The sequence below is a fragment of the Sphingorhabdus profundilacus genome, from assembly GCF_009769755.1.
Lineage (GTDB): Bacteria > Pseudomonadota > Alphaproteobacteria > Sphingomonadales > Sphingomonadaceae > Sphingorhabdus_B > Sphingorhabdus_B profundilacus.
This window is the reverse complement of sequence record NZ_SDWJ01000001.1, coordinates 1,607,707-1,632,802: the sequence shown is the minus strand read 5'-3', so window position 1 is coordinate 1,632,802 and position 25,096 is coordinate 1,607,707. Positions and strand designations below refer to the sequence as shown.

The following is a 25,096-nucleotide window of genomic DNA, read 5'->3' as shown; positions in this document are numbered from 1 at the left end:
GGAATATCCGACAAATGGTGCGCGGGGGGACAAGTTGCAAGGGCTTCAGATGCAATGACCGGTTAAGGAAAAAGAAAGGGCCCGGATCTCTCCGGGCCCTGAATTTTGTTTTTGTTAGGTATTAGAAGCTTAAAGTCGCACCAACAAAGAAGCTGCGTCCCAAAGGATCGTAAGTTCCAGGATAGGTGTTGCCGCTATTTTCCGTTGTACCGCCGAAATCATTCCCGACGATGGGTGGCAAGCTATCCAGCAGGTTGTTAATGCCTGCACGGAATTTCAGGGACTTTGCGACTTCGACGCTGCCATAGAGATCGAAATAGTCGCGTGCCCCGATGACCGGAACGGCGAAGTCTTCGGCAACCGCGCCGCCAAGTCCAAATGCGACCGAGTCATTGGTCAGCTTTCCGATATGTTGCCAACGCAACTGGAATGTCCAGGGCCCATGTTCCAAAGTCGATGTCTGTATCCATTGAAGCTTGGGCAGTGGACGCAAGCAAATTCCGCCAAGACGACCAGCGCATTCCCGAACACTTGCACCAAAATCAAGCGTGCTCTTAAGCGTTCTTGTCGCGTTTACGGCAAATGCAAGATTGGTATCCTCACCTATATCAAATTGGTAGGAAGCCGCGAAATCGATCCCGCGGTTACGGGCACCGCCGATATTCACTGTAGATGAATCAACACCAGTGTCCAACCCACCAGATAGCGAGCCATTCAAAGGATTGCGCTTGATGCGCGAACAGAAAAAGCCGTCCGCTTTCTTTTCGATTTCATAGCATGCGATTATCGCTTCTTGCTCGGGAACCGAGAAAATGGCGTTCTTGACGTTGATATCATAAAAATCGACCGAGGCGGTAAAGCCACGAAGGAAACTCGGCTTGAACACGGCACCGATTGTGAACGTATCGGCTTTTTCAGGTGTCAAGTTGATGTTACCGCCAGAAAAATTGTTAATCTGACCTGCAACAATTCCATCCACCAAGCCTGCTTGAAGCGCCGCCAAAGGGACGCCCGTCGCAACGCACAGATTCAATAGTTCAGTCGCAGCCGCTCCACGGTTAAGGTTGTTGACGACGTCTTTTGACAGCACAATTGGCTGTCCACGATCAACGGATTCACAATGATCGAAATTTGCGTCCCCGGTCCCTGGCGTGAATGGCTGGCCAATTTCATTCAAATTCGGTGCGCGCACTGCTCGGTTAAATCCACCGCGGATTTTCAAATCTTCTACTGGCGACCATTCGCCTCCGACCTTGAAACTTGTTGTCTTGAAATTATTCCCGCGCGCGATTTGCTTGTCGAGATTTGTATAGTCTGAATGACGAATTCCTGCCTCCAGGCTGAACGAATGGAAAAACGGCTTGTCGGTAACAATCGGCACATTTAGTTCGGCGTAGAGCTCTTTGGTGGTGAGTTGCGCGTCGATAGGTGTCGATGAACCAAATCCGATCGAATTGCCTTCGATCAGGTTTTGATCAGGCTTTGCAATCGACTTTTCACGACGGAATTCGGCACCGATCACGATTCCGCCGGGTGTGTCCGACGCAAGAGTGAAGGGCAGGTCCGCAGTTAAAAATCCGCCTGCGACAAATTGCGAGGTTGCGTCAATTTGCTGCAAGTCGAGCCGAATTTTCTGGCCAGCTTCTAGTGAGAGCTTCCCTGGACCGAATAGGTTTACGCTTCCATCAAGGATTCCCGCTTGTACGGCATCAAAACTCAGATCATTTTCAAAAGACTGCGTGCGCGATGTGCGGCCCCATTGGGCAAAGGTTTCCCATTTTACGGATTCCGAAATATCGCCCCTGAAACCGCCCACGAGCTGGTAAGCGGTATTTTCAAATACCGTATTACGCGTACCTAATTCGGTCGTGCGGCGGCGGAAGTTGATCTTGATATTGCCATCGCCCGGCGTCGTGTCTCCCGCGGCGGTAACATCATTCTGTGCCAAAATGGCCTTGGCCTGTGCAGACAGATTGGGGTTGGTCAGGTAATTGAGATCAAATTCAAAACCAAAAGTGCCCGAAGGCGCGATGATCGTTGAAACCCGACTATTCGCGAAAGACGACCGACCATAAAATTCGATAGAGTCATTGATTTCATAGCGCGCAAGCGCCGTAGCCGTCCATTTGTTTTGCGGGGTAAGCAAGAGGTTGAATGGATTGAAGTTGAACCCCTGTTTCTTTATGTCAAATGGAGCGAGATTGCCAGCCGCGTCGAATATTCCCCGGCCGCCAAAAGCTACTAGGCCGTCTATGACGCCTTCTGGAACGGTCGAACTACCGCCACCGGCGCCCAGATCTTTCGCCGCCAAAACATCCCGTGAAAAATCACGCGCACCTTGAGTTACGGCGTCAACCTTTACATAGGTCGCATTGACCACAAGATTGCCGCGGCCGTCTTCCGAATTCACACCGGCAGTGATTGAAAAACTACGGTTTTGACCGTCGCCTTTTTCGGTAATGCCATATTGGGCGTCGGCTTCAAAACCTTCGAAGTTTTTCTTCATGACAAAGTTCACGACGCCCGCGACTGCGTCCGACCCATATACCGACGAAGCACCTCCGGTCAGTACTTCGGCCCGTTCGATCAATGCCGCCGGGATCATGTTCAAATCGACGATGCCGTTGGAATCGAATGGTACAAAACGCTTGCCATCGACCAAGATAAGGGTGCGTTCTTCGCCGAGGTTGCGAAGATCCAGTGTCGCGACGCCAGGGTTGCCGTTGTTGGTATTACCACCAATGGCTGGAACAGCTTGCGGCAAATCACGCAAATATTCTTCGGCATTGTTCGTACCAGAAAGCTGGATTTGTTCCGATGTCACAACAGAAACAGGGCTTGAAGATTCCAGATCAGGCCGCGCAATGCGCGAGCCGGTAACGACAATGGCCGGCTGCTCGCTGGCTTCCTCGGCAGCTTCCTGTGCAAAGACAGGGGCTGACGAGAGTGCTGCGCCGATTGCCAGTGCTGCGCTGCTGATCTTGAGCGCGTCAAAATAGCGTCTATTTTTCATGAAATCATTCTCCGTTTATATCATAGTTACCTATAACCATCTGGTTTCAGGCAGTTTTTATTTCGCGAAATGCGACGCGGGCGGATATCGCGCAGGCGCAATTATGCAAAGTGATACTATGTATGTTTGGATAGTTTTGATATGTAAAGAAAGCATGGTGTCGATTGTCGTAAAAACCCCGGCACTGTTGCCGAATGGCCACAGTCAATTTGGCCGAATACTCCAAAAAAAATTTACACCGGTTCGTTTGCCGCTCAAGCCTATGGAAATGATTCACTTTTTGCCGGAACGGCACCTCGCGACTCGCCGGAATCCCTGCGTTAAGATGAAATTAACCTTTTCAGTTCATTTCCCTTATGGTTAATAAAGCCCGACACACAGCCGGATCGGTCCGATGGTGTTTCGGGGTTGCAATAAGCAAAGAGGGGTTTGCCCAATGCGTGTGCTTTTGATTGAAGATGAACCTACCACGGCGAAGGCTATCGAAATGATGCTCGCGACCGAAGGGTTCAATGTCTACACCACTGATCTGGGCGAAGAAGGCCTCGATCTGGGTAAGCTCTACGATTATGACATCATATTGCTCGATCTGAACCTGCCCGACATGCATGGGTACGATGTGCTCAAGAAACTGCGTGTCGCCAAGGTGCAGACACCGGTTCTTATTCTTTCCGGCATTTCGGAAATGGATTCCAAGGTACGCTCGTTCGGCTTCGGCGCCGACGATTATGTAACCAAGCCGTTCCATCGCGAAGAACTGGTGGCGCGTATCCATGCCGTGGTGCGTCGTTCCAAAGGCCATTCGCAATCGGTTATCCGGACCGGCAAGTTGTCGGTCAACCTAGATGCCAAGACCGTAGAAGTCGATGGTAGCCGGGTGCATTTGACTGGCAAGGAATATGCCATGCTGGAGCTCCTCTCGCTCCGCAAAGGGACCACGCTGACCAAGGAAATGTTCCTGAACCATCTCTATGGTGGCATGGACGAACCCGAACTCAAGATTATCGACGTTTTCATCTGCAAACTTCGCAAGAAACTGGCGCTGGCATGCGGCGGAGAAAACTACATCGAAACCGTCTGGGGCCGAGGCTACGTCCTACGCGATCTCGACGATATGGAACAACCGATGGTTGCCTGATTTTCCTGCTTTCACCCGAAAGAACCTAAACGGCGCGGTCTGAAAAGGCCGCGCCTTTTGTTTATGGACGCGGCGGTAGTCCGGCAAATGTAATCATGCTTTCGGCGCCATTTGGTCCAACAGCGCTGACGCCGACGAAATGATCGTCGACAATTACACCGTTCAACATAGCCTCAGTTCCTGCAACCTCTTGTGCCAGCGTCCAATCCTGCACATCGGCGCGGCGGAGATATATGCGGTAGCGTGATGCGCCTTGAGAGGTCATCCAGCTCACTTTGGTGTCCGACGATACCGCCCCGCCCAGCGTTGCCGAGGCCGGAGCAGGCGGCGCGCTGGCCAATGCGGTTGCCGTCACGACATTTAACGCGGTCACCCTGGCCAAATAGGCAAAGTCCATCTTGTCGACGGTGTCACCATATTCGATGCCATTTTCGGTCCGTAGGTCCTGATGCTGGTGATTGTAGTTTTCCACACCCACCGTGAAGCGAATGGCCGGCAGACCGAGTTCAAGCGCAGGCAGATGGTCGCCGCCGCGGCTAAAGCGGTCGGGGCGACGGACGCCAAATACATCAAGCCCAATGTCGGGATTGGCAGCCGCCGCAGCGTCGGTATAGCGCATCAACGACCGGCTCGGGCCATCATCTTCGCCGCCGCTGCCGCGCCGGGACATTTGGGCGGGAAGGTCTTCGACGGCGCGAATGCCCTCGCTAAAGACGCGGACGACATCATCAATTTTCCGTCCGTCGGTGCCGACCGTGTTGCCGACAATGTCGTTGTTGAGCATTGCGGTCACTTTCCAGCCGCGTTCCTTTGCTGTTTCAGCGAGCAACCGTCCGCCCATTAATCCCTGTTCTTCTCCGGACAAAAGAGCGAAAATGACGGTCGCTTCGCTTTGTGGCTGCCGCGCCATCAACCGTGCGGCCTCAATCACCAGTGCGCTGCCAGATCCGTCATCATTTGCACCGGGGGCATCTTTGGTGAAATCCATAACATCCGACCCACGACTGTCGATATGGCCTGCGATGATGATGACATGATCCCAGCCCATTTTGCCGGGTTTGATCGCCAGAACGTCCACAATGTTGACGCCGTTGGGAACGCGGGGGCCAGACATGGTGCGTTCGAGCAACTCGGTCGTCATGCAGCCTTTGCAGGACTGCGCGATTCTTTCGAACTCCGCCTTTGCCCAGGCCCGCGCTGCGCCAATGCCGCGCTTGGGGTCTGTCGCCGATGAAAGCGTGTGCCGTGTGCCAAAGCCGACCAATTTTTCGACATCAGCCTTCAGCCGGTCAGGGCTCGGCCGATTTTCTGCCGAAGCCGTAACGGGAAGCGAAAGGGCGAGGAGACTAGCCAAAAAGATGTATTTTTTCATGAGCTTCCTTTGGCATATCAGGTTTGCAAATACCAGCGTTCGCCGCCTTCCAATCCGATCGCTGTTAATTCGGCTGAAGCATAAGCGCCTGTGTCGATGCCGATCCGGGACCCACGCTCTTCTACACTGTCATAGATGGTGTGGCCGTAGACGACGACCTTTTCCAGGTCGCCCCGCTGCTCTACGAAATCCTCGCGAATCCAGCGTAGATCGCTGGGTTTCTGCTCTGCCAAGGGCACGCCGGGGCGGATTCCTGCGTGGACAAAAACATAGTCGCCGATGACGATCTGGTCTTCAAAACTGTCGATGAAATCCAGATGGCTTTCAGGAACCAGCGACCCCAGCCGTTCGGACAATTGATGCATGTCCAAAGCGATATATTCGCTGCGGGTGATAGGGTAGGAAAGCACCGTTGCCTCCCCCCCGATACGGATGAAAAAGCGCGTGACCTTGGGATCATTTTTGCGGCATGCGCGCACGAACACTTCTTCATGGTTTCCCATCAAGAACCGGACATTGCGCCCCGCTTTTCGTAGCGCCATTGCGGTTTCGATAACACCGGCACTGTCCGGGCCGCGATCCATCAGGTCACCCAAAAAGATAATGAGCGTTTCTGCCGGTCCGCGCGCCAAGTCATCGGCCTCAATCTTCATCAGCAGGTCGTGCAGCAAATGATTGCACCCATGCACATCGCCGATGGCATAGACGCGCATGCCATCGGGTACCCGCGCCGTATCGAGTGGCCTCAATTTGGCGGTTTTTTTGAAGAAGCGACCTAACATGGTCCGCGCGATATAGGCGCAAGGTCCCCTCTTTGAAAGGGCTTACCCTTCGACCGTGAAGGTGAGGCCTGCATAGTGCTGCAAGCGGTCAACCAACGCTTCGCCAAGTGCCGCCCCGGGCGTCGTCACGCCGCCCGCGCCGTCGATTTCGCTCAGGCCAATGGCGGTTTCCGAAATCATCTTGGATGTGGAGCCATAGCCCGGGTCCTTGTCGCCCTTGACGCTGAGCCGTGCGGTCCGGCCATCGGGATATTCCGCGACAAAGAGCACATCATAAAAGCCGTTTTCGCGCTCTTCCTTGGTGGGGCCTTCGCCGGGTTTCGGATCATCGGGCGTTCCAATCATCGGGGTTTTGGCGACATATTCCGCCGCCTGCTGCCCTGCATCGCCGGGGCCGGTCAGCATCATTTCGTCATAGACAAAGTCGGTGCCATAAAGATGACCCGTCAAGGCATTGGTCCGATGCACATTCTTGGTATTGATGGGGGCCATGACGAAGTTTGTCGCCCAACTCCCTAAACTTTCATCATATTCCGGTTTGTTCCCGGCAGGCTGTGCCGGACCTTCGAAGCCGCCAGCAAGACTGAACGGGTTGGTGAGATAGCCGATGACCGCGGGGTCCTTGGCCGCTGCCGCCATTGTCGCCTTCAAACTGGCCGCCGTCCCGCCGGAGAATTTCCCGGCCATGGCGCGCACACGTCCTTTGACGCGGGGGGCAGGGGCACCGAATTTTTCGATGCAATGTTTCTGCAGCATCAACACGCCCAGATCGAAGGGGATGGAATCGAATCCGGCTGAAAAGCAGATGCGCGCACCCGATGCCTTGGCCGCCGCGTCATGTTCGTCAATCTTCTGCCGCATCCATGCCGGTTCCCCGCACAGGTCGGTATAGTCCGTGCCATTGGCAACACAGGCGGTGACCAGTTCATTGCCATATAGCTGATATGGCCCGACCGTGGTCAAAATGACATTGGCCCGTTTTGCCATGGCGTCGAGCGAGGCCGGATCGGATGCGTCAGCAACAACCAACGGCGTATCGGCAGGCGCGCCGATCAGGTCGCGCACTTCGGCAAGCTTGTCCGCGCTACGCCCCGCCATCGCCCATTTGAGGCCGGTTTTATCCTTCAGATACTCGGCGACCAACCGGCCGGTATATCCGGTCGCGCCATAGACAATGATGTCAAACTCTCTCGCTTTGCTCATCTCGCTTATCCTCTCAAACACTATAATTTCTGGTTATAATTTCGGCAAAGTCACGCCGCGTTGCCCCATATATTTGCCTGCGCGGTCGGCATAGCTTGTCTCGCAAGGCTGTTCGCCCTTTAAAAAGAGGAACTGGCAGGCGCCTTCATTGGCGTAGATTTTCGCAGGCAGCGGGGTGGTGTTGGAAAACTCCAGCGTCACATGGCCTTCCCAGCCGGGTTCGAGCGGGGTCACGTTCACGATAATCCCGCACCGCGCATAGGTGCTTTTTCCCAGACAGATCACCAGCACATCGCGCGGGACGCGGAAATATTCGACCGTGCGGGCAAGGGCAAAGCTGTTGGGCGGAATGATGCAGACGTCGGTTTTGCGGTCAACGAAGCTTTTGGGGTCAAATTCCTTGGGGTCGACAATCGAACTGTCGACATTGGTAAAAATCTTGAATTCATCGGCGACCCGCGCGTCATAGCCATAGGAGGACAGGCCGTAACTAATGCATCCGTCGCGCCGCTGCGCCTCGACAAATGGTTCGATCATACCGGTCGCCTGTGCCTGTTCGCGTATCCAGATGTCGGAAAGAATGGACATGTTTTTCCTTTACTTCAGATTTGCCGGTCCGAACCCGTGTGGCAACAGTTCGGACAGCGAATGCGTGTCATAGCCGTGGGCGTGGGCGCAATAGACAGGAATATCGCGCTCAGTCAGGTCTGCAACCTCTTTGATGATCTGCCGACAGCGTCCGCAAGGGGTAATGGCCATGTCATCGGTTGCGACCTGCCCGGCGGGGCCGCCTGCAACTGCTATCGCCACGATATTCCGCAATGCCCCGTCGCTATTGGCTTTGGCAATGGCGACGGTTTCGGCGCATAAGGCCATGCCATAGCTTGCATTTTCGAAATTCGCACCGCTGACAATTTGTCCGTCGTCAAGCAGCAGGGCCGCGCCAACATGGAAATTGGAATAGGGGGCATAGGCATGGGCCGCTGCGGCAATCGCGGCGTTCACGAGCTGCTGGCTCATTTGCGGACCACGGCCCAGCGGACCGGCCCATCCACCCCGTCGACGCGGCGCGCTGAATTGGCGGTCCACATCACCCATGGGCGGGCCGAATAATCAGGTAGAAACCAGTCCCGCTCCAACCATATCGTGCGATCAATTGCGCTACTCACCAGATATTCCTTCTCAAATTCAGGCGTCAGTAACAGGATCGCTGGCGAACCGCTATGTGCCTCGATCAAATTCAGAAAAGTCGCCAGTTCTGACAGGATTAGCGCGCGGTTAGGGCGGCTGGTGCAGCTTTCGGTAAAGTCGAGCTGGACCACAGGAGGCAGCGCGGCGGGATCGCGCGGTACGGATGTGATGAACAACGTCGCCTGATCGGATGCCAGACGGCAAATGTCGAAATGATGGAGCGCGCCATAGCGGATTCCCGCTTGCTTTACGCCTTCCAGATTTGCCTCGAACTGCGCGTCGCGGGTCTGCGCGCCCTCGACAGCAGTCAGATAGGCAAAATCAACGCCGGTTGCGCCCAGCTTGGACCAGACGGGTTTACCATTGGCGGCGGTGACCACAAGTCCCTGTTCGGGATACTCTTCGCGCGCAGGTGCCCATCCGGTCACAAGATTCCACACAGCAAAGGCGCCCAACAGCACCACCGCCACGATCGACCCCCATCGAATAAAGCCGCTTTTACCACCAAACATGCGACTGACTTTCCTTTTCCCGAATCACGACCTGCAATGCCGCCGACCATGCGCGGAGTCGAGGGGCGATTGGAAAAGGGGTGCGGTAGGTAGATGCTTTTACGGGCGTTTACCGATCATAATCGTATTTATAGTTCCCGTCACCCTGAACTTGTTTCAGGGTCCATTTGTCGGTGCATTCCTTCAATCTTGTGGCAAACCAAGCAACGCCGCACGGTTGCTTTACACGGCACCCGACGGGGAACGCTTCATGATGGACCCTGAAACAAGTTCAGGGTGACGGTGGTGGAAAGGTGTTGGTGCAGTGAACCCGGCGACAACACAGCAGCCCATTTTCACCCCTTGATATGCAGCACACAAATCAGGGTGAACAGGCGGCGAGCGGTTGCGAAATCGACTTCGACTTTGCCCTCCAGACGTTCCATCAACAATTCGGCGGCTTCATTGTGGACGCCGCGTCGGGCCATGTCGATGGTTTCGATCTCGGCCGCGCTGGCTTTGCGGATGGCCTGATAATAGCTGTCGCAAATGGCGAAATAGTCTTTGACCACACGGCGAAATCGGCCAAGTCCAAGGATCAGAATTTCGAATGGACTGCCGTCTTCGCGGCGGATGTCCCAGATCAACCGGCCTTCTTCGACACTGAGGTTCAATTGATACGGACCCGCATAGCCATCGCCAAAATCGCGCACAGGTTTAAAGACATTATCTTCGATCAAATCGAAGATCGCAACGCGGCGCTCTTGCTCAATATCGGCGTTTCGACGCAGGATCGTTGCCTCGTCAAGTTCGACTTTGATGATGCGGGCGTCGCTCATGCTGCTGTGTTAGCTTGTGATAATTTTGGGGCAAGTGAATCCTCCCCTGCGTGTCTTCGCCGCGGGAAAAATATTTGTCCACAGCCCTGTCCCCCATTCTATTTTTGCAGGGTCTTGCACATGGGCTTATGCTAAAGGATAGGGCGTTATGGCCGAACCGATCAGACTAGCCGCCGTTAACGAAGCGGAACCCCAGCGTTTGCCCCGGAATATCGAGGCGGAGGCGGCATTTCTCGGCGCGATATTGATCGATAACCGGATTATCGAAGATGTTTCGATCAAGCTGCAGCCGGACCATTTTTTTGAACCCTTGCATGGCCGCATTTACGAACAGGTGCTTCGCCTGATTGATCGCAACATGCTGGTCACGCCGGTCACGCTGAAACCGTTTTTCGAAGCGGACGAGGCGATGAAAGAACTGGGTGGGCCGGGTTATCTGATCAAATTGACGGCCGATGGCGCCGGCCTGATCGGCGCGCGTGATTTCGCGCAACAAATCTATGATCTTGCCCTGTTGCGCGAATTGGTGACCGTTGGGCGCACGTTGGTCGACAATGCGCTGGATACAAGTGAAAGCGTCGATCCCAAGGGACAGATAGAGGCCGCAGAAAGCGCATTGTATAAGGTCGCCGAGGGTGAAGGCGAAACCGGTTCGATGAAAAGCTTTCTGATGGCGTCGACCGAGGCCATCAAGAATGTGGAAAAAGCGCTTCAGTCGGGGGGGCATCTTTCTGGTGTCACGACCGGCCTTGATAGCATCAACGCCAAATGCGGCGGCCTGCACAATAGCGACCTTGTCATTCTGGCTGGACGACCGGGTATGGGCAAAACCTCGCTTGCCACCAATATCGCGTTCAACGCCGCGCGCCGCTGGATCCGCGAACGCGAAGACGGGATTGAAGAAGCCAAGGGGGCAGGGGCCAAGGTCGCCTTTTTCAGCCTCGAAATGTCCGCTGACCAGTTGGCGACACGTATTTTGGCCGAACAGTCGGGCATCAGTTCCGAATTGCTTCGCATGGGCAAGATATCGCGCGAAGATTTCCGCGAACTGTCGCGCGCAAGCCGCGAATTGCAGGAATTGCCGCTCTTCATCGACGATACCCCAGCGCTCAGCATCGCCGCACTCAGAACCCGCGCACGCCGGTTGCAGCGGCGGCATGGCATCGGGCTAATCATCGTCGACTATTTGCAGTTGCTGCAAGGGTCGAGCCGCGCCAACGACAACCGCGTCAACGAAATTTCGGAAATCAGCCGTGGTCTCAAGACGCTTGCCAAGGAACTGGGCGTTCCGGTGATAGCGCTTTCGCAGCTCAGCCGTGCGGTGGAACAGCGCGACGACAAACGGCCGCAACTGTCCGACTTGCGTGAATCGGGTTCAATCGAGCAGGACGCCGATATGGTCTGGTTCGTATTCCGTGAGGATTATTACGAAGCCGCCAAGCAACCTGACCCCGCCAATGAAGCCGCGCATGAAGCCTGGCGTGAAAAGATGGAGCGGATTTTCGGCGTTGCGGAACTGATCGTTGCCAAGCAGCGGCATGGCTCCACTGGCCGGGTCCGCATGAAATTCGAGGCGAAGATTACGCGCTTTACCGATCTTGCCGACGACCAATATGCCGATGCAGGTTATGATTGATCAATATTGAAGGCGGGATATCTGTTGCTCCGCATGCAACAAATGGGGCATAAGGGCGTCCATGATCGGAACAAACATAATATGAAGTCGCGCAAAACAGCATCGCCCAACTGGTTCAGCATTGGCATGGACGCATGGGCACTTGCCGCTGAATCCAATATGGTCATTGCCATGCGGATGGGTGCGCTGGCCTTTGGCGGGCCTTCTGCGGTGAAAGAGGCGGAGCGGATGGTGACCGAGAAAGTCGCCGCGAACATGGCGCTTGGGGCCGATCTGGTGACGGGAAAATTGGGCAGCAGCCCCGAACAGATCGTCAGCGGCAGCATCGCCCATTATACCCGGCGGGTGTCGGCGAACCGGCGGCGACTGGGCTGGTGACAGAAAGGACCGGACTGTTATGGCACGCATTTTAGGACTTGGCGGGCTATTCTTCAAATCGGAAGATCCGGCGGCTGTAAATGTATGGTATGCCGATGTCCTGGGCATAAAGGTGGAGCCATGGGGTATTGTTTTTACCCCGGAGGCAGCTGCGGCGCATCCCGGTGCGGCCACAGTTTTTTCGCCTTTTAAGGCCGACACCGAATATTTTGCGCCTTCTGACAAGGAATTCATGTTCAACCTGATGGTTGATGATCTGGACGCTGTTCTTGCCCGCTGCGCTGAACATGGGGTGTTGCCGGTCAAAAACTTTCCCGACGAAGCCAATGGCCGCTTTGCCCATATCATGGACCCCGAAGGCCGGAAAATCGAGTTGTGGCAACCCAAACCCATGGCGTGATGCCGTTACAATTTGCTAAATCTGCGAATATTGCGTATATCGGCCACGCTATCGTCGACCGCGACGGAATTTGAGGCGCGTATCTGGCGATGTAGCTGGGCCGCGCAAACGTTTTCCTACCACGACTTGGCTTCCCATGTGGCGCTTTTGCCGCGTGGTCACCTGTTTCGTGAAAGGAACATCAATATGCCTACTGGCACCGTAAAATTCTTCAATGCCGACAAGGGCTATGGCTTTATCGCACCCGATGGCGGCGGCGATGACAGCTTTGTGCACATCTCTGCTGTACAAGCAGCCGGCATGCACTCGCTCGATAAAGAGCAGCGCGTAAATTATGAAGTCGAAATTGGCCGCAATGGCAAGGCTTCAGCAGTGAATTTGTCGCAAGCCGACTAATCCTGATTGCATTACATAAAAAAGGGCTGCTGAAAGGCGGCCCTTTTTTGTTTCAGCTTCTGGGTTCTTTGCGCCGGTCACCGACGCGGCGGTCGCCTTTGCGGCGCTCTGGCCCTTGATATTCAGCATCGGGAGAATCGCGGCGCTCGCTCTGGCGGCGGGCGGCTTCGTCGTCTTTTTCCTGGTCTCGGGTGGTCATCATAAACCCCTTTGATTGTGTTGGCGGACACCATAGCTGCCAACGGTTAACGAATAGACGCAAGACCGGCTCTAATCAACGCGTTTGGCGAATGGCCAATCGGTCACATTGCCGACCCATAGGGCAAGCCAGATCAAAACCGGCTGGAAGGCGAGTCTTGGCCCGTGATACGCCCATCCCAGATCCTGACCACCGATGATGATATCATTCAATGCATGGTTGAAATTCGCCGGCCACACGCAAAGCGCATAAAGCGCCAGCCCGACCCCTGCCGCCCTTTGAAAACGCGGGATGCATAAGCCTATGGCACCTGCGACTTCCGCGATGCCGGTGAACAGCACCACCTGATGCGGAAAAGGAACCCAGTCGGGCGTGATCGCGACAAAGCCCGACGGTGCCTTAACATGCAAGACGCCGGCGCCAAAATAGAACAGGGCCATCAGGACGCGGAAAGCCGTGCGAATCCAGGCCGTTCTGTTCATCTTTTACGGACAAATTCGGCGCGCAGGACCAGCCCTTTTATTCCGTCAAATTTGCAGTCAATTTCTTGTGCGTCGCCCGTCAGCCGGATCGACTTTATCAACGTCCCGCGTTTCAACGTCTGGCCGGCGCCTTTGACAACCAGATCCTTTATAAGGGTGACCTGGTCGCCATCATTCAGGATATTACCGACCGCATCGCGAACTTCATTTGCATTTTCCGCAGACATTTTTTCCCGCGCATCGGTGGCCGTGATCCATTCCCCCGACGCTTCGTCATAAACATAATCGTCGTCACCGATCATAAAGATACTCCAATTCCACACCCGTTGGCAGCTTTGATAGCCGCAATACAGCCCAAGCGAAAGTCAGTTGCAATTTGCAATGATGTCAGTAAGCTTTTTCAGATTGAGCGGAGAGATAGGATGGCGCAAGTGGAAACGACCGTAGATGTTTTGATCGTGGGCGCTGGCCTTTCGGGAATCGGCGCCGCGGCGCACCTGACGATGCAATGTCCGAACAAAAGCTACGCGATTGTTGAGCAACGCAAAGACATGGGCGGCACGTGGGATTTGTTCCGCTATCCCGGTATCCGGTCTGACTCCGACATGCATACATTGGGCTATCGCTTCAAACCGTGGCTGCATGAAAAGACGATTGCAGATGGTCCGGCCATTCACGAATATATTCACGAAACAGCGACCGAGTTCGGTATCAATCCGCACATCCATTTCGGTCACCGCGTCATGTCGGCAAACTGGTCCAGTGCCGATGCGTGCTGGCATGTGACAGCAAGGTCAGTCGATGGCGGTAAGGAGCGGCATTTTGCGGCGCGTTTCTTGTTCATGTGTTCGGGCTATTATGATTATGATGCAGGCTATCGGCCCGAATTCCCGCGTGAAAAGGATTTCAAGGGGCAAATCATCCACCCGCAGCATTGGCCCGAAGGCCTGGATTATGTAGGCAAGAAAGTCGTCGTCATCGGTTCCGGTGCAACGGCGGTAACCATTGTCCCTGTGATGGCACAGGAAGGCGCAATGGTCACAATGTTGCAGCGTTCACCCACCTATATGGTGTCGCGACCTGCGCGTGACCCTTTTGCCAACGGCCTGAGGAAGTTCCTCCCTGAAAAACTTGCTTATGCGATAACCCGATGGAAAAACATCAACCATCAGCGGTTCACCTATTGGTATGCCCGCCGCAGTCCAGCGAAACTGGGGGAAAAACTTGTTGATATGGCGCGTCAGGAAATGCCTGACACGGTGGATATCGAAAAGCATTTCGTGCCCAAATACGGACCGTGGGAACAACGGCTATGCCTCGTGCCCGACAGTGATATGTTCAAGGCGATTTCGAGCGGAAAGGCAAAAGTCGTCACTGACCATATCGACCATTTCACGAAGACGGGCATCCAGCTTAAATCGGGAGAGCATCTCGACGCCGATATCATCGTAACGGCAACCGGGCTCAATCTTGTGACAATGGGCAAGACCGCGATGAGCATTGACGGCGCACCGATCAATTTCGGCGAGCATTTCAACTATAAGGGCGTGATGTATAATGACATCCCCAACCTTGCGAGCGTATTCGGCTATATCAATGCATCCTGGACTTTGAAGACTGACATTGTGGCCGATTATGTTTGCCGTCTGCTCTGGAAAATGGACGACAAAAATACCAAAGTGGCCACACCACATCTCGATGATCTGAATATGCCCCGGCTACCCTTTGTTTCCGATTTCAGTTCAGGCTATTTTGCAAGGTCCTTTGACAAATTGCCCAAAAATGGCGACCGCCACCCGTGGCGTGTTTTGCAAAACTATACGGCCGAAAAAAAGATCCTGTCCCAGGACCCAGTCGATGACGGCGTGATGATATTCTCCAATCCTTCGGCCACGCCCCGTCCGGTTTCGGAAAGCCAGCTTGTACCTGCCGAATAAAAGCGGACTTTGTTTCCCTGTTTCTGGCCCTGGCTTTAATCGCGAACGGTTGTCGCAATAGGTCGGGATTCCGGTTCTAAATCCGGCGTAATAATGTCGATGCGCCGCTTGACGGCCCAGATTATCAGGCCAAGCCCAAATAGGGCGATGGATGCAATTGCGATCAACAGCCAGTTCACAAAGCGCTGCATTTCGCGAATGTGGACCAACAAGGCCGGTGGTTTGCTTTCTTTCTTCACAGTCCAATAGCCAACCTTGTACGTCCCGCCCTTCGGTTTGAACAATTTGATTTCCGTACTGACCCATTCTTCCTTAACCTGGGCGGCATATATGACGCGGACTTCATTCATATTTGGACCCAAAAGCTGTGTTTCAGGAGAAAAAACGCGGGGGACAAGGACTGGCGAAGCGCTGATTTGTTGGGACATCCGGTCAAATTGCAATGCGCTGTCATCGGCAAAATTGCCTGAAATATATCTGTCTACGGTCGACCGATCCCCCTGACGCAGGGCCGCCATAAAAGGGGTCGTCACTTTTGCAACGTCGGACGGAAGACTTGCCTGTTCGAATGTATGTCGACCGCATGATGCTGGTCCAAAAAAGGAAGCCGCAAAGGCAAGCGCAAGAAAAATTCTTGTCATTTCTGAAATATCTCCCGTTCCGGCGGCTTTGTCGCTATCGAGGCTGTCATGCAATATGACCAATTGATCCAGCCCGATAACGGCCAACCCGCCATCCCTATCCAACTTATACACAAGGCCGGTTTTGAAACTTGGTTGGCGGCGCAACCTGATACTGTCCGAGCCGCAGTAAGAGCCCAAAAGTTTGAAGCGGCTGTTAACGATACCGCTGTTCTAATGGTTGAGAAATATGGTGAATGGTCTGTAGTCGCCGGTGTTGCCGACGAGGCCAATTTGGGGATTTGGAGCCTCGCTAAGCTCGCGGAAACCTTGCCCGAAGGGAATTACCGTCTGTTGGATGCCGACGCCGGCGACGCCATGTTGGGATGGATGCTGGGGCAATACCGATATCAGGAATATTTAAGCGATCCAAAGGTCACAGGCCCAAGGGTGCTGCTGGTCAAAGAACCGGGGCGGATTGCCGGTGCGGCATTGCAGGCCATGGCGACCGCTTTGGTGCGCGATATGGTCAATTGCCCTGCCGGCGATATGGGCCCCAATGCACTGGAAAACGAAACAAAGCGTATCGGCAAAGTCCATAAGGCAGAGGTGAGCATTACCGGCGGCGAGGCTTTGGAAACGGGGTATCCATTGATACATGCCGTTGGCAAGGCGGCGATGCGCGAACACGCCCCGCGCCTGATCGAACTGAACTGGGGCGATGACCGCCATCCGCGCGTTGCGATCGTCGGCAAGGGCATTACGTTCGACAGTGGCGGACTGGATATCAAATCGGCCAGCGGTATGCGGATCATGAAAAAAGACATGGGCGGTGCAGCCCATGCCTTGGCGCTAGCCGAGCTTATCATGGCAGCACATTTGCCAGTGCGGCTGCACATGCTGATTGCGGCGGCGGAAAACAGCATTTCGGGCAATGCCCTGCGCCCGGGTGACGTCATCAAGAGCCGCAAGGGCATAACCGTTGAAATTGATAATACGGACGCTGAAGGCAGGCTTGTTCTTGCTGATGCCATGACCAAGGCGGTCGAAGACAAGGCGGTATTGATCATTGATTTCGCGACGCTTACCGGCGCTGCGCGTACTGCCCTTGGTCCAGACTTACCCGCAATGTTCAGCAATCAGGATGATGTCGCAGAGGGGCTGCTAGGCGCGGCGAAGGCGGTCAATGACCCATTGTGGCGAATGCCGCTATGGGCTGCCTATAGTGAGATGCTCGATAGCGACATTGCCGATACGGCCAATAGCGGGGGCAGTTTTGCAGGGGCGGTAACCGCGGCGCTGTTCTTGCAGAAATTCGTGCCTGATGATGTGCAATGGGTCCATCTTGATACCTATGCCTGGCGACCCACTAGCAAACCGGGGCGACCCAAGGGCGGCGAAGCGTTGGGGCTGCGTGCGGTATTTCGCTATTTGACGGACACTTATCCCGTCCGCTAAGGACATGGGACGCATGGCGTGGCGTTGGCCAATGCTGGCGCGCATATCATTGACCGGCTTTTACTGTAAGGCGCGACAGACCCGCCCTTGGCCAGATTGACGCAAGTGGGGAAGAGATAGTTGGGCACTCAAGCAACAGGCGACCGGCCTATTTACACATTATCGGGGCACAGCCTGATTGGTGACAAGCGCACAACGCCCATTCGTGGTGACCTTGCCGATATCAGCCTTGCCGGGAAGTTATTTGCGCCACATTATGCGGTACCCATGTTGCGAACGGGTATTGCACCGGTGACAGAAATCCACGCCGAACCCCATGCGACGGCAATGCCCGTCAGCGCGCTGATGCACGGGGAGGAATTTGCCGTGCTTGATGTTGCGGGTGAATGGGCATGGGGGTATTGTTTGCACGACAATTACCTTGGATATTTGCGTTTTGCCGGGCTGGGCGAAGATTTTGACGCCACGCATATCGTCAGCGCCGCCGCCACTTTGCTGGTATCAGCGCCTTCGACCAAGGCCCCGGTTCTGGCGCGATATCCCATGGGCGCACAATTGGCCTGCGGCGCACCAAGCGATTGCGGCGCCTATCTGGCCTGTGAAAATGGTTTTGTCCCGCAGGCGCATCTATCTGAAATAGGCGGCGTCGCGCCGTCGCCTGCCGATTTGGCAGAACGCTTGATCGGCACCCCTTATAGCTGGGGCGGACGAAGCGGCGATGCGATTGATTGTTCCGGTCTGGTCCAGCTGGTTTTTGGCTTAAAAGGCATATTGGCACCGCGCGACGCCGATATGCAGCAGTCAGAATTTGGCGAAGATTTGCCTGAGGGTGCTCCGCTTATCCGGGGCGATCTGGTGTTTTTTCCAGGGCATGTCGGAATCATGGCCGATGCCGAGCATATCATTCATGCCAATGGCACAGCGATGGCGGTCAGTGTGGAGCCTTTGTCCATTGCGGCTGCCCGATTTGCGGCGCACGAACAGGCCATCGTCGCCCGCAAGCGTATTTCATTATGACCAAATCGGTCTTCATCGACGGCGCGGCTGGAACAACCGGACTCGAAATTGCCGACCGGCTCGCCGGGCGCAACGAATTTGCGTTAATTGTCCTTGATGATGACAAACGTAAGGATTTTGAAGCCCGTCGTCAGGCGTTGAACGATGCGGATTTCGTCATTCTTTGCCTGCCCGACGATGCCGCAAAGGAAGCGGTGGCAATGACGAGTTCAGCCAAAACGCGAATCATTGATGCGTCGACCGCGCACCGCGTCGATCAAAATTGGGCCTATGGCTTTCCGGAATATCGTAAAGGCCAATATGACCGAATTGCATCGGCACGGCTGGTGAGCAACCCCGGTTGCTACCCAACCGGTTTTCTAGGACTGGTTGGGCCATTGGTTGCTGCTGATGTGATACCGGAAGACTGGCCTTATACCGTCAACGCGGTTTCCGGCTATTCGGGCGGCGGCAAAGCGTTGATTGAACGGTTTGAAAGCAGCGACGGTGCCGATATCGGTTTTCGTACCTATGGCCTTGATTTAAGCCATAAGCATGTTCCAGAAATGCAGATCCATGCCGGTCTTGGCCTTGCGCCGATATTCTCTCCGGCGGTGGTGCGCGCCTTTCGGGGTATGATGGTCGAGGTGCCATTGCCGATTTCGGTCATGCCGGGAAGCGACAGCCCGGAGGTAATGCGGGACGCATTGGCTGCACATTATGCAGCTTCTCCTGTGGTCACGGTTCATGACCAACTTGCTCCGTCCGAACTCCTGATCCTGAATACGCAGGAACCTTCGGATCGGCTTGATCTTTACGTTTTGGGGTCGCCCGACAACACGCAAGTGCGTTTGTTGGCAATGCTGGACAATCTGGGCAAGGGTGCCAGCGGGGCCGCCGTTCAGAATTTGAATATCATGGCGGGGCTGGACGAAACTGCCGGGCTGCGCTTGTGACGACCATGGGACGGAATGAAGTACAAGAGGGTTGACGGGAAGGAATTGCCCCTTTATATGGACGTTATAGGGTCAAAATGAAGGACATAATATGGAAACGCCATCTTCTGCGACTTTACGCGAACTGCCCGCGACGTTTCGGGCAATGCCAACCTTTGCACCCTTTGCGGATGCCGGGTTTCTTGGTGCTTGCTTTACCAAATCCGGTGACGTTGACATCGCCTATCTTGCGGACCTGTTTCGCATGTCCAAGACGCAACTGGCCGAAACGGTCGGCCTGCCATTGGCAACCGTCATTAAAACCAACCGCATGAAAGCGCCAAAGGCGCAAGGCAGGATGACCGAAATGCTGGAAATCATCGCACGTATCAAAAATTGGGCAGGCGGCGATGCTCAGGCCATGGCTTGGTATCGGTCGCAACCTATTCCCGCTCTGGACGGACGTACTGCTGAATCATTGGTGAAATCGGGCGACGCGGCTGCTGTGCGCGATTATCTTGACCATATGGCCTTGGGCGGTTTTGCTTGAACTTTACGGGCCGCGCTTATCGCGCGCATGATCCACGATGGTCCTTTGATCCCACCTCTGGAACAGGCGCGGCCATTTCCGGTGGCCGCTTCAATATAAGGGGGCAGGCGGCGCTCTATCTTTCGCTCGAACCGATTACTGCTTTGGCCGAATGCACGCAGGGCTTTGCGCGTCGGATGCTGCCCTTGACCTTATGTGAATATGACATTGCGTGCGAAAAAGTGGCAGACTTGACCGATGGGCAAACATGCCAGAAACTCGCGATTGACGAAAAAGACATGGCCTGTGCATGGCTTGTCTTCCAGCGCGGCGGCAAAATCGCACCTTCGCAAAGGGTCGCCAAATATTTGGTGGCCGAAGGATTCAATGGCGCGCTGGTGCACAGCTATGTTCCGGGCATCCACGAAGGCGCGACAAATCTGGTGCTGTGGAACTGGAGCGACGCCCCGCCTTGCAAGGTGACCGTCTATGATCCCGACGGGCGGTTGCCGACCGAATGATAAGCGCCTCAATAAGGCGGCTTGTCAAACCCCTTTGGGCTGGCGGTAAAAATCTCGCATCCAGTTTCGGTAATGCCGATGCTATGTTCAAATTGGGCCGAAAGGCTCCGGTCGCGGGTCACCGCCGTCCAGCCATCCTCCAGCACTTTGCCCGCTGCCTTGCCGATGTTGATCATCGGTTCGATCGTGAAAATCATGCCGGGGCGCAGTTCGGGGCCGGTTCCGGGACGTCCGACATGGACGATTTCGGGGGCGTCGTGAAAAAGCTGGCCGAGGCCATGGCCGCAAAAGTCGCGGACTACGCCGTAGCGATGCTTTTCCGCATGAGCCTGTATCGCATGGCCGATATCGCCCACATGATTGCCGGGCTTGGCCTGTTCAATGCCGAGCATCAGGCATTCGTAAGTGACATCGACCAAGCGCTTTGCCTTGACCGGAACATCGCCGACCAGAAACATGCGGCTGGTGTCGCCATGCCATCCGTCCAGCATTGGCGTAACATCGATATTGACGATGTCGCCATCTTTCAGCCGCTTATCGGATGGGATACCATGGCAGATGACATGGTTGATGCTGGTGCAGCAGCTATGCGTATAACCGCGATAGCCGAGCGTTGCGGGTACAGCACCGGCGCGCAAGGTCATCTGGCGGACAATGTCGTCCAATTCTTCGGTCGTCACACCCGGCACGACGTGCGGTACCAGTGCATCGAGGATTTCGGCAGCGAGGCGACCGGCCTTTCGCATGCCTTCAAAGCCCTCGGCTCCATGCAATTTGATGACCCCGTCGCGGGTCAGACCGGCCTCGGCGGGCGTTACTTCTACATAATGATCCATGTCGTCGATATAGAGCGTTATTCCCCACTTTGCGAGAGGGGTATTTATGCTATCGCAGTCGCATGACAGAATCCCGCATCTACACCGCCGCGCTTGTAATTATCGGCGACGAAATCCTCTCCGGCCGGACACAGGACAAAAATGTCGCCCAAATTGCCCTTTGGCTGAATATTCAGGGAATCCGCCTGAAAGAGGTGCGCGTGGTGGCAGACGAAATGGACGCGATTGTCGAGGCTGTGAACTTGCTGCGGGCGCGCAACGATTATCTGTTCACGACGGGCGGCATCGGGCCGACGCATGACGACATCACCGTCGATGCCATAGCGGTGGCGCTTGGCGTCGACGTGGTCATCCATCCCGAGGCGAGCGCAGTATTGCATAAATATTATGAGACCCGTGGCGGGATCAATCCCGGACGGTTGCGTATGGCGCGTGTTCCTGACGGGGCGGAGCTTATTCCCAATAAAATGTCGGGCGCGCCGGGCATCCGGCACGGGAACATCTATATCATGGCCGGCGTGCCGCATATCACCGCCGGAATGCTGGATGCGTTGACAGGGACATTGGAAGGCGGCGCGCCGCTGCTTTCTCATCAAGTGGGGTGCTGGGTCGCCGAAAGCGAAGTGGCCAAATTGCTCGGCGATACTGAAAAGCATCATGAAGGATGCCAGATCGGTAGCTATCCCTTCTTCCGCGAGGGCAAGGTCGGTGCCAATTTCGTCGTCCGCACCACCGACGCGCATATGCTGAACGAATGTGTAGAGGCTTTGAAGCTGGGACTGCGCGGATTGGGGTATGATTGCGTCGATGGTGGAATTTAAGCGGTATTTCGTCGCGTTGTTCATCTGTCGTCAACCGTCACCTTGGATAAAAGGGCTATAATGCGTAAATTCTCCCGAGCTCTCGCCCTTGCAGCCTTGCTGCTATCCTCCGCCACTTATGCCGAGAACGCTGCACCCGTCACGGCGGCGGTGGCCACGCCGATCAAACAACCTTGGTTGTATGAGGGCAGTGACGTGCCGGTGGACGATAGCTGGACATTCGGCGTCCTACCTAATGGCCTTCGCTATGCTGTTAAAAAAAATGATGTTCCCGCAGGGCAGATATCCATCCGTGTCCGCATCGACGCCGGGTCATTGCACGAAAATAACGAAGAGCAAGGCTTTGCCCATCTGATCGAGCATTTATCCTTCCGCGGTTCGACATTCGTCCCGGATGGAGAGGCTAAGCGGATATGGCAACGTTTTGGCGTGACATTCGGCAGCGACAGCAACGCACAGACCACGCCCACGCAGACGGTGTACAAGCTCGACCTGCCCAACGCGACGCCCGAGAAGCTGGACGAGTCGGTCAAGATCATATCCGGCATGATCCGCAACCCGCGCATCTCCGAAGTGGCGCTCAATGCCGAACGGTCGATCGTCCTTGCAGAATTGCGTGAAAATAGCGGCGCTCAGCTGGTATATAGCGACGCACTGCGGCAACATGCTTTTCAGGGTCAGCGTTTGGCGAATCGTTCGACTATCGGCACCCCGGAAACATTGCATGCTGCCAGTGCAGAGGCGCTCAATGCCTTTCACGATCGCTGGTATCGGCCCGAAAACGCGGTCATCGTCATCGCAGGTGATATCGAACCTGAACAGCTTTCCAATCTGATCCAGAAATATTTCCACGACTGGAAAGGTACTGGCCCACGGGCACCCGAACCGGCATTTGGCGATCCAACACCGACCGGCACGCCAACCCGCGTTCTGGTTGAGGCCACATTGCCGACTACGGTCAGCATCGCCTATCTGCGTCCTTGGCGTAAGGTCGATGATACCATCGCCTATAATGAGCAGTTACTGGTCGATGCGCTGGCGTTGCAGATTATCAACCGGCGGCTGGAGGTTCAGGCCCGCAGCGGTGGAAATTTCCTGTTCGCCGAAGTGGCGCAGGAAGACATCTCCCGAACCGCTGACGCGACTCTGGTTTCGCTCACCCCTGTCGGCGACAGGTGGGAAGCCGCAACCAAGGATGTCCGGTCAGTGATCGCAGACGCCGTTGCAACCCCGCCATCGACAGCCGATATTGACCGCGAACTGACCTTGTTTGGCAATGCGTTGCGTACCATGCTTGACAGCTATCCTTTTGAAGCTGCCGCCAAACAGGCCGATGATATTGTGAATGCCGTCGACATTCGCGAAACAGTTGCTGCACCGAAAACGATTGTTCAGGTTTTTGAAGGGATGAAGGGCAAATTTTCCCCAGCCCGACTGCTCGCATCTACGCAAGCCTTGTTCAAGGCCGATGCAACCCGGCTGATGTTGTCATCACCGACGCCTGTTGCAAATGCAGACCAGCGCACACTTGCCGCATTGAATGACGCCGTTGTCGCGAACAAAGCCGCCCGACTGGCGAATTCCGCCCTGGGTTTTGATGCCCTGCCGAAACTGGGGGCGCCCGGAAAATTGGTGGCAGAGGAAATAGTTTCGCGGCAGTCAATGACCTCGTTGGAGCTTTCAAATGGTGTCCGGGCTTTGCTTTACCCGAACAAGGCCGAAAGCGGGCAAATTCGGGTCATGGTCAGATTTGGGAAAGGCTATCAATCGGTCACACCGGAAAAAGGCGGGCTATTATGGGCCGGACCTTATGTCTTGCCGGAAAATGGCATTGGCAACCTGAAGCGGACCGAGATTGACCAGATGGTCAATGGACGCCGGATCGAACTTAACTTCGCGATTGACGACGATGCCTTTGAATTTGCTGCCAATACCCGGCCTGATGATTTGGCGGATCAATTGACTTTGATCGCGACTAAGCTTGAACATCCCGGTTGGGACCCGGCACCTGTTGAACGGGCAAAGGCGCTCGCCACTTCGGGCTATGACAGTTTTGAGATGTCGGCAACGTCGGTATTGCAGCGCGATCTTGAATATCTTTTGCATAGCAAGGATCCGCGCTGGAAAGCGGCCTCACCATCCGATGTCGCCAAAATCGATGCTGCATCTTTCAAGGCATATTGGTCGCCGCTGCTCTCGCAAGGGCCGGTCGAAGTGCTGTTATTCGGTGATTTTGACAAGGATGCAGCCATATCCGCGCTCGAGGCAAGTTTTGGCGCAATGAAAGCACGCAGCGCTGTCATGCCTGCTGCGACAGCTCAGTCGATCAGCTTTCCTGCGGCGTCGGGAACGCCCATGCGCTTGACCCATAAGGGATCGGCCGACCAAGCAGCGGCTGTCATGGCTTGGCCAACCGGTGGCGGTATCGCTGGAATTACCGAAGGTCGCCAGCTTGAAATTCTGGCAGCTATATTCCGCGACCGGCTATTTGAAAAATTCCGCGCAGAACAGGCCGCAAGCTATAGCCCGGACATGACATCGCAATGGCCCAAGGATTTTTCCAGTGGCGGATATTTGATGGCTTATACACAGGTGAAACCCGCCGATGTTGATCGTTTTTTCAGCTTCGCCGATCAGGTTGCGACAGATCTATCGGTGAATCCGGTCACTCCAGATGAGTTGAATCGTGCGGTCGAACCAATGAAGCAATATATCGAACGTGCCGCATCCGGGAATACATTCTGGCTGAACAACCTAAAGGGGGCGACACATGATCCGACGCGTTATACCGCGCTGGGGCGACTATATAGCGACTATGCCGACGTAACGCCGTCCCTGTTACAGGCACTTGCCAAACGCTATTTCGTCAAGGACAAGGCATGGACACTGGTGGTCGCACCTGTAGGCAGGGCAGGGCATTAGT

Annotated in this window: 26 protein-coding genes; 13 read left to right on the top strand and 13 right to left on the bottom strand. The window is 55.1% G+C overall.

What is annotated here, in order from left to right:
• Positions 1–121: 121 nt before the first annotated feature.
• Positions 122–3,013 (bottom strand): TonB-dependent receptor domain-containing protein, encoded by a 2,892-nt coding sequence (locus EUU23_RS07655; RefSeq protein ID WP_160353432.1) that lies wholly within the window; start codon positions 3,011–3,013, stop codon positions 122–124.
• 436 nt (positions 3,014–3,449) lie between these two features.
• On the opposite strand from EUU23_RS07655, the gene ctrA reads away from it, so the two are divergent.
• Positions 3,450–4,151, top strand: coding sequence for a response regulator transcription factor CtrA (gene ctrA, locus EUU23_RS07645; RefSeq protein ID WP_143776146.1), 702 nt, complete (start codon positions 3,450–3,452; stop codon positions 4,149–4,151).
• A gap of 61 nt (positions 4,152–4,212) precedes the next feature.
• On the opposite strand, the gene EUU23_RS07640 is transcribed toward ctrA, so the two are convergent.
• The 7 genes from EUU23_RS07640 to EUU23_RS07610 all read right to left on the bottom strand — a co-directional run bounded on the left by EUU23_RS07640 (position 4,213) and on the right by EUU23_RS07610 (position 10,029).
• Positions 4,213–5,523, bottom strand: coding sequence for a M28 family peptidase (locus tag EUU23_RS07640; protein WP_160353430.1), 1,311 nt, complete (start codon positions 5,521–5,523; stop codon positions 4,213–4,215).
• Positions 5,524–5,540: 17 nt separating this feature from the next.
• A complete protein-coding gene (locus tag EUU23_RS07635; protein ID WP_343032687.1) occupies positions 5,541–6,272 on the bottom strand; it encodes a metallophosphoesterase family protein in 732 nt (243 codons plus the stop codon).
• A 75-nt stretch (positions 6,273–6,347) separates the two neighbouring features.
• Positions 6,348–7,508 (bottom strand): saccharopine dehydrogenase family protein, encoded by a 1,161-nt coding sequence (locus EUU23_RS07630; protein WP_160353428.1) that lies wholly within the window; start codon positions 7,506–7,508, stop codon positions 6,348–6,350.
• Positions 7,509–7,541: 33 nt separating this feature from the next.
• Positions 7,542–8,096 carry a dCTP deaminase gene (gene dcd / locus EUU23_RS07625; RefSeq protein ID WP_125230723.1) on the bottom strand — a complete coding sequence of 185 codons (555 nt, stop codon included), beginning with the start codon at positions 8,094–8,096 and terminating at the stop codon, positions 7,542–7,544.
• A gap of 9 nt (positions 8,097–8,105) precedes the next feature.
• On the bottom strand, positions 8,106–8,528 hold the full coding sequence (locus tag EUU23_RS07620; protein ID WP_160353427.1) for a cytidine deaminase: 423 nt from the start codon (positions 8,526–8,528) through the stop codon (positions 8,106–8,108).
• On the bottom strand, positions 8,525–9,211 hold the full coding sequence (locus tag EUU23_RS07615; protein ID WP_218939524.1) for a GH25 family lysozyme: 687 nt from the start codon (positions 9,209–9,211) through the stop codon (positions 8,525–8,527). Before EUU23_RS07615 ends, EUU23_RS07620 begins: the two co-directional genes overlap by 4 nt.
• 335 nt (positions 9,212–9,546) lie before the next feature.
• Positions 9,547–10,029 (bottom strand): UPF0262 family protein, encoded by a 483-nt coding sequence (locus tag EUU23_RS07610; protein WP_160353426.1) that lies wholly within the window; start codon positions 10,027–10,029, stop codon positions 9,547–9,549.
• Positions 10,030–10,177: 148 nt separating this feature from the next.
• Here EUU23_RS07610 and EUU23_RS07605 point away from each other — a divergent pair, with 148 nt between their 5' ends.
• The 4 genes from EUU23_RS07605 (at position 10,178) to EUU23_RS07590 (ending at position 12,839) form a co-directional block, all read left to right on the top strand.
• Entirely contained in the window at positions 10,178–11,665 is a 1,488-nt protein-coding gene (locus tag EUU23_RS07605; RefSeq protein WP_160353425.1) for a replicative DNA helicase, read from the top strand.
• Positions 11,666–11,746: 81 nt separating this feature from the next.
• Entirely contained in the window at positions 11,747–12,043 is a 297-nt protein-coding gene (locus EUU23_RS07600) for a hypothetical protein (RefSeq protein WP_160353424.1), read from the top strand.
• Positions 12,044–12,062: 19 nt separating this feature from the next.
• Complete coding sequence (locus EUU23_RS07595) at positions 12,063–12,443, top strand: VOC family protein (RefSeq protein ID WP_160353423.1); 381 nt, start codon at positions 12,063–12,065, stop codon at positions 12,441–12,443.
• Positions 12,444–12,629: 186 nt separating this feature from the next.
• The gene (locus tag EUU23_RS07590; RefSeq protein WP_160353422.1) at positions 12,630–12,839 is read left to right on the top strand and encodes a cold-shock protein; all 210 of its coding nucleotides are present in this window, start codon (positions 12,630–12,632) and stop codon (positions 12,837–12,839) included.
• A 52-nt stretch (positions 12,840–12,891) separates the two neighbouring features.
• Here EUU23_RS07590 and EUU23_RS07585 read toward each other — a convergent pair whose 3' ends face one another.
• The 3 genes from EUU23_RS07585 to EUU23_RS07575 all read right to left on the bottom strand — a co-directional run bounded on the left by EUU23_RS07585 (position 12,892) and on the right by EUU23_RS07575 (position 13,819).
• The gene (locus EUU23_RS07585; RefSeq protein WP_218939523.1) at positions 12,892–13,038 is read right to left on the bottom strand and encodes a hypothetical protein; all 147 of its coding nucleotides are present in this window, start codon (positions 13,036–13,038) and stop codon (positions 12,892–12,894) included.
• Between the two features lie 71 nt (positions 13,039–13,109).
• Positions 13,110–13,520: a DoxX family protein gene (locus EUU23_RS07580; protein WP_160353420.1), complete on the bottom strand. Its 411-nt coding sequence runs from the start codon at positions 13,518–13,520 to the stop codon at positions 13,110–13,112.
• Positions 13,517–13,819 (bottom strand): PhnA domain-containing protein, encoded by a 303-nt coding sequence (locus EUU23_RS07575; protein WP_160353597.1) that lies wholly within the window; start codon positions 13,817–13,819, stop codon positions 13,517–13,519. The genes EUU23_RS07580 and EUU23_RS07575 overlap by 4 nt, the downstream gene beginning before the upstream one ends.
• Positions 13,820–13,942: 123 nt before the next feature.
• On the opposite strand from EUU23_RS07575, the gene EUU23_RS07570 reads away from it, so the two are divergent.
• Positions 13,943–15,457 carry a flavin-containing monooxygenase gene (locus EUU23_RS07570; protein ID WP_160353419.1) on the top strand — a complete coding sequence of 505 codons (1,515 nt, stop codon included), beginning with the start codon at positions 13,943–13,945 and terminating at the stop codon, positions 15,455–15,457.
• Positions 15,458–15,492: 35 nt separating this feature from the next.
• On the opposite strand, the gene EUU23_RS07565 is transcribed toward EUU23_RS07570, so the two are convergent.
• Positions 15,493–16,203 carry a hypothetical protein gene (locus EUU23_RS07565; protein ID WP_179956494.1) on the bottom strand — a complete coding sequence of 237 codons (711 nt, stop codon included), beginning with the start codon at positions 16,201–16,203 and terminating at the stop codon, positions 15,493–15,495.
• Here EUU23_RS07565 and EUU23_RS07560 point away from each other — a divergent pair.
• From EUU23_RS07560 to EUU23_RS07540, 5 genes are all read left to right on the top strand, one after another.
• Positions 16,147–17,535 (top strand): leucyl aminopeptidase family protein, encoded by a 1,389-nt coding sequence (locus EUU23_RS07560; RefSeq protein ID WP_160353417.1) that lies wholly within the window; start codon positions 16,147–16,149, stop codon positions 17,533–17,535. The genes EUU23_RS07565 and EUU23_RS07560 overlap by 57 nt on opposite strands.
• Positions 17,536–17,655: 120 nt before the next feature.
• Positions 17,656–18,552, top strand: coding sequence for a C40 family peptidase (locus tag EUU23_RS07555; RefSeq protein WP_160353416.1), 897 nt, complete (start codon positions 17,656–17,658; stop codon positions 18,550–18,552).
• Positions 18,549–19,487 carry an N-acetyl-gamma-glutamyl-phosphate reductase gene (gene argC, locus EUU23_RS07550; RefSeq protein ID WP_160353415.1) on the top strand — a complete coding sequence of 313 codons (939 nt, stop codon included), beginning with the start codon at positions 18,549–18,551 and terminating at the stop codon, positions 19,485–19,487. Before EUU23_RS07555 ends, argC begins: the two co-directional genes overlap by 4 nt.
• 91 nt (positions 19,488–19,578) lie before the next feature.
• Entirely contained in the window at positions 19,579–20,016 is a 438-nt protein-coding gene (locus tag EUU23_RS07545) for an antitoxin Xre/MbcA/ParS toxin-binding domain-containing protein (RefSeq protein ID WP_218939521.1), read from the top strand.
• Positions 20,013–20,516, top strand: coding sequence for an RES family NAD+ phosphorylase (locus tag EUU23_RS07540; protein ID WP_160353414.1), 504 nt, complete (start codon positions 20,013–20,015; stop codon positions 20,514–20,516). The genes EUU23_RS07545 and EUU23_RS07540 overlap by 4 nt, the downstream gene beginning before the upstream one ends.
• 8 nt (positions 20,517–20,524) lie before the next feature.
• Here EUU23_RS07540 and map read toward each other — a convergent pair whose 3' ends face one another.
• Complete coding sequence (map, locus tag EUU23_RS07535) at positions 20,525–21,352, bottom strand: type I methionyl aminopeptidase (RefSeq protein WP_160353413.1); 828 nt, start codon at positions 21,350–21,352, stop codon at positions 20,525–20,527.
• Between the two features lie 62 nt (positions 21,353–21,414).
• Here map and EUU23_RS07530 point away from each other — a divergent pair, with 62 nt between their 5' ends.
• Together EUU23_RS07530 and EUU23_RS07525 are read left to right on the top strand one after the other, a co-directional pair.
• Positions 21,415–22,173 carry a competence/damage-inducible protein A gene (locus EUU23_RS07530; RefSeq protein ID WP_160353412.1) on the top strand — a complete coding sequence of 253 codons (759 nt, stop codon included), beginning with the start codon at positions 21,415–21,417 and terminating at the stop codon, positions 22,171–22,173.
• Positions 22,174–22,233: 60 nt separating this feature from the next.
• Positions 22,234–25,095: a M16 family metallopeptidase gene (locus EUU23_RS07525; RefSeq protein WP_160353411.1), complete on the top strand. Its 2,862-nt coding sequence runs from the start codon at positions 22,234–22,236 to the stop codon at positions 25,093–25,095.
• Position 25,096: the final 1 nt, after the last annotated feature.

What these genes read in the sequence shown, in the direction of transcription:
- EUU23_RS07620 (WP_160353427.1), bottom strand. Translation starts at nt 8,528, where the DNA reads ATGAGCCAGCAGCTCGTGAACGCCGCGATTGCCGCAGCGGCCCATGCC.
- EUU23_RS07580 (WP_160353420.1), bottom strand. Translation starts at nt 13,520, where the DNA reads ATGAACAGAACGGCCTGGATTCGCACGGCTTTCCGCGTCCTGATGGCC.
- EUU23_RS07530 (WP_160353412.1), top strand. Translation starts at nt 21,415, where the DNA reads ATGACAGAATCCCGCATCTACACCGCCGCGCTTGTAATTATCGGCGAC.
- EUU23_RS07570 (WP_160353419.1), top strand. Translation starts at nt 13,943, where the DNA reads ATGGCGCAAGTGGAAACGACCGTAGATGTTTTGATCGTGGGCGCTGGC.
- EUU23_RS07525 (WP_160353411.1), top strand. Translation starts at nt 22,234, where the DNA reads ATGCGTAAATTCTCCCGAGCTCTCGCCCTTGCAGCCTTGCTGCTATCC.
- EUU23_RS07615 (WP_218939524.1), bottom strand. Translation starts at nt 9,211, where the DNA reads ATGTTTGGTGGTAAAAGCGGCTTTATTCGATGGGGGTCGATCGTGGCG.
- EUU23_RS07630 (WP_160353428.1), bottom strand. Translation starts at nt 7,508, where the DNA reads ATGAGCAAAGCGAGAGAGTTTGACATCATTGTCTATGGCGCGACCGGA.
- ctrA (WP_143776146.1), top strand. Translation starts at nt 3,450, where the DNA reads ATGCGTGTGCTTTTGATTGAAGATGAACCTACCACGGCGAAGGCTATC.
- EUU23_RS07545 (WP_218939521.1), top strand. Translation starts at nt 19,579, where the DNA reads ATGGAAACGCCATCTTCTGCGACTTTACGCGAACTGCCCGCGACGTTT.
- EUU23_RS07590 (WP_160353422.1), top strand. Translation starts at nt 12,630, where the DNA reads ATGCCTACTGGCACCGTAAAATTCTTCAATGCCGACAAGGGCTATGGC.
- EUU23_RS07600 (WP_160353424.1), top strand. Translation starts at nt 11,747, where the DNA reads ATGAAGTCGCGCAAAACAGCATCGCCCAACTGGTTCAGCATTGGCATG.
- EUU23_RS07605 (WP_160353425.1), top strand. Translation starts at nt 10,178, where the DNA reads ATGGCCGAACCGATCAGACTAGCCGCCGTTAACGAAGCGGAACCCCAG.
- EUU23_RS07560 (WP_160353417.1), top strand. Translation starts at nt 16,147, where the DNA reads ATGCAATATGACCAATTGATCCAGCCCGATAACGGCCAACCCGCCATC.
- EUU23_RS07595 (WP_160353423.1), top strand. Translation starts at nt 12,063, where the DNA reads ATGGCACGCATTTTAGGACTTGGCGGGCTATTCTTCAAATCGGAAGAT.
- EUU23_RS07610 (WP_160353426.1), bottom strand. Translation starts at nt 10,029, where the DNA reads ATGAGCGACGCCCGCATCATCAAAGTCGAACTTGACGAGGCAACGATC.
- EUU23_RS07655 (WP_160353432.1), bottom strand. Translation starts at nt 3,013, where the DNA reads ATGAAAAATAGACGCTATTTTGACGCGCTCAAGATCAGCAGCGCAGCA.
- EUU23_RS07585 (WP_218939523.1), bottom strand. Translation starts at nt 13,038, where the DNA reads ATGACCACCCGAGACCAGGAAAAAGACGACGAAGCCGCCCGCCGCCAG.
- map (WP_160353413.1), bottom strand. Translation starts at nt 21,352, where the DNA reads ATGGATCATTATGTAGAAGTAACGCCCGCCGAGGCCGGTCTGACCCGC.
- dcd (WP_125230723.1), bottom strand. Translation starts at nt 8,096, where the DNA reads ATGTCCATTCTTTCCGACATCTGGATACGCGAACAGGCACAGGCGACC.
- EUU23_RS07640 (WP_160353430.1), bottom strand. Translation starts at nt 5,523, where the DNA reads ATGAAAAAATACATCTTTTTGGCTAGTCTCCTCGCCCTTTCGCTTCCC.
- argC (WP_160353415.1), top strand. Translation starts at nt 18,549, where the DNA reads ATGACCAAATCGGTCTTCATCGACGGCGCGGCTGGAACAACCGGACTC.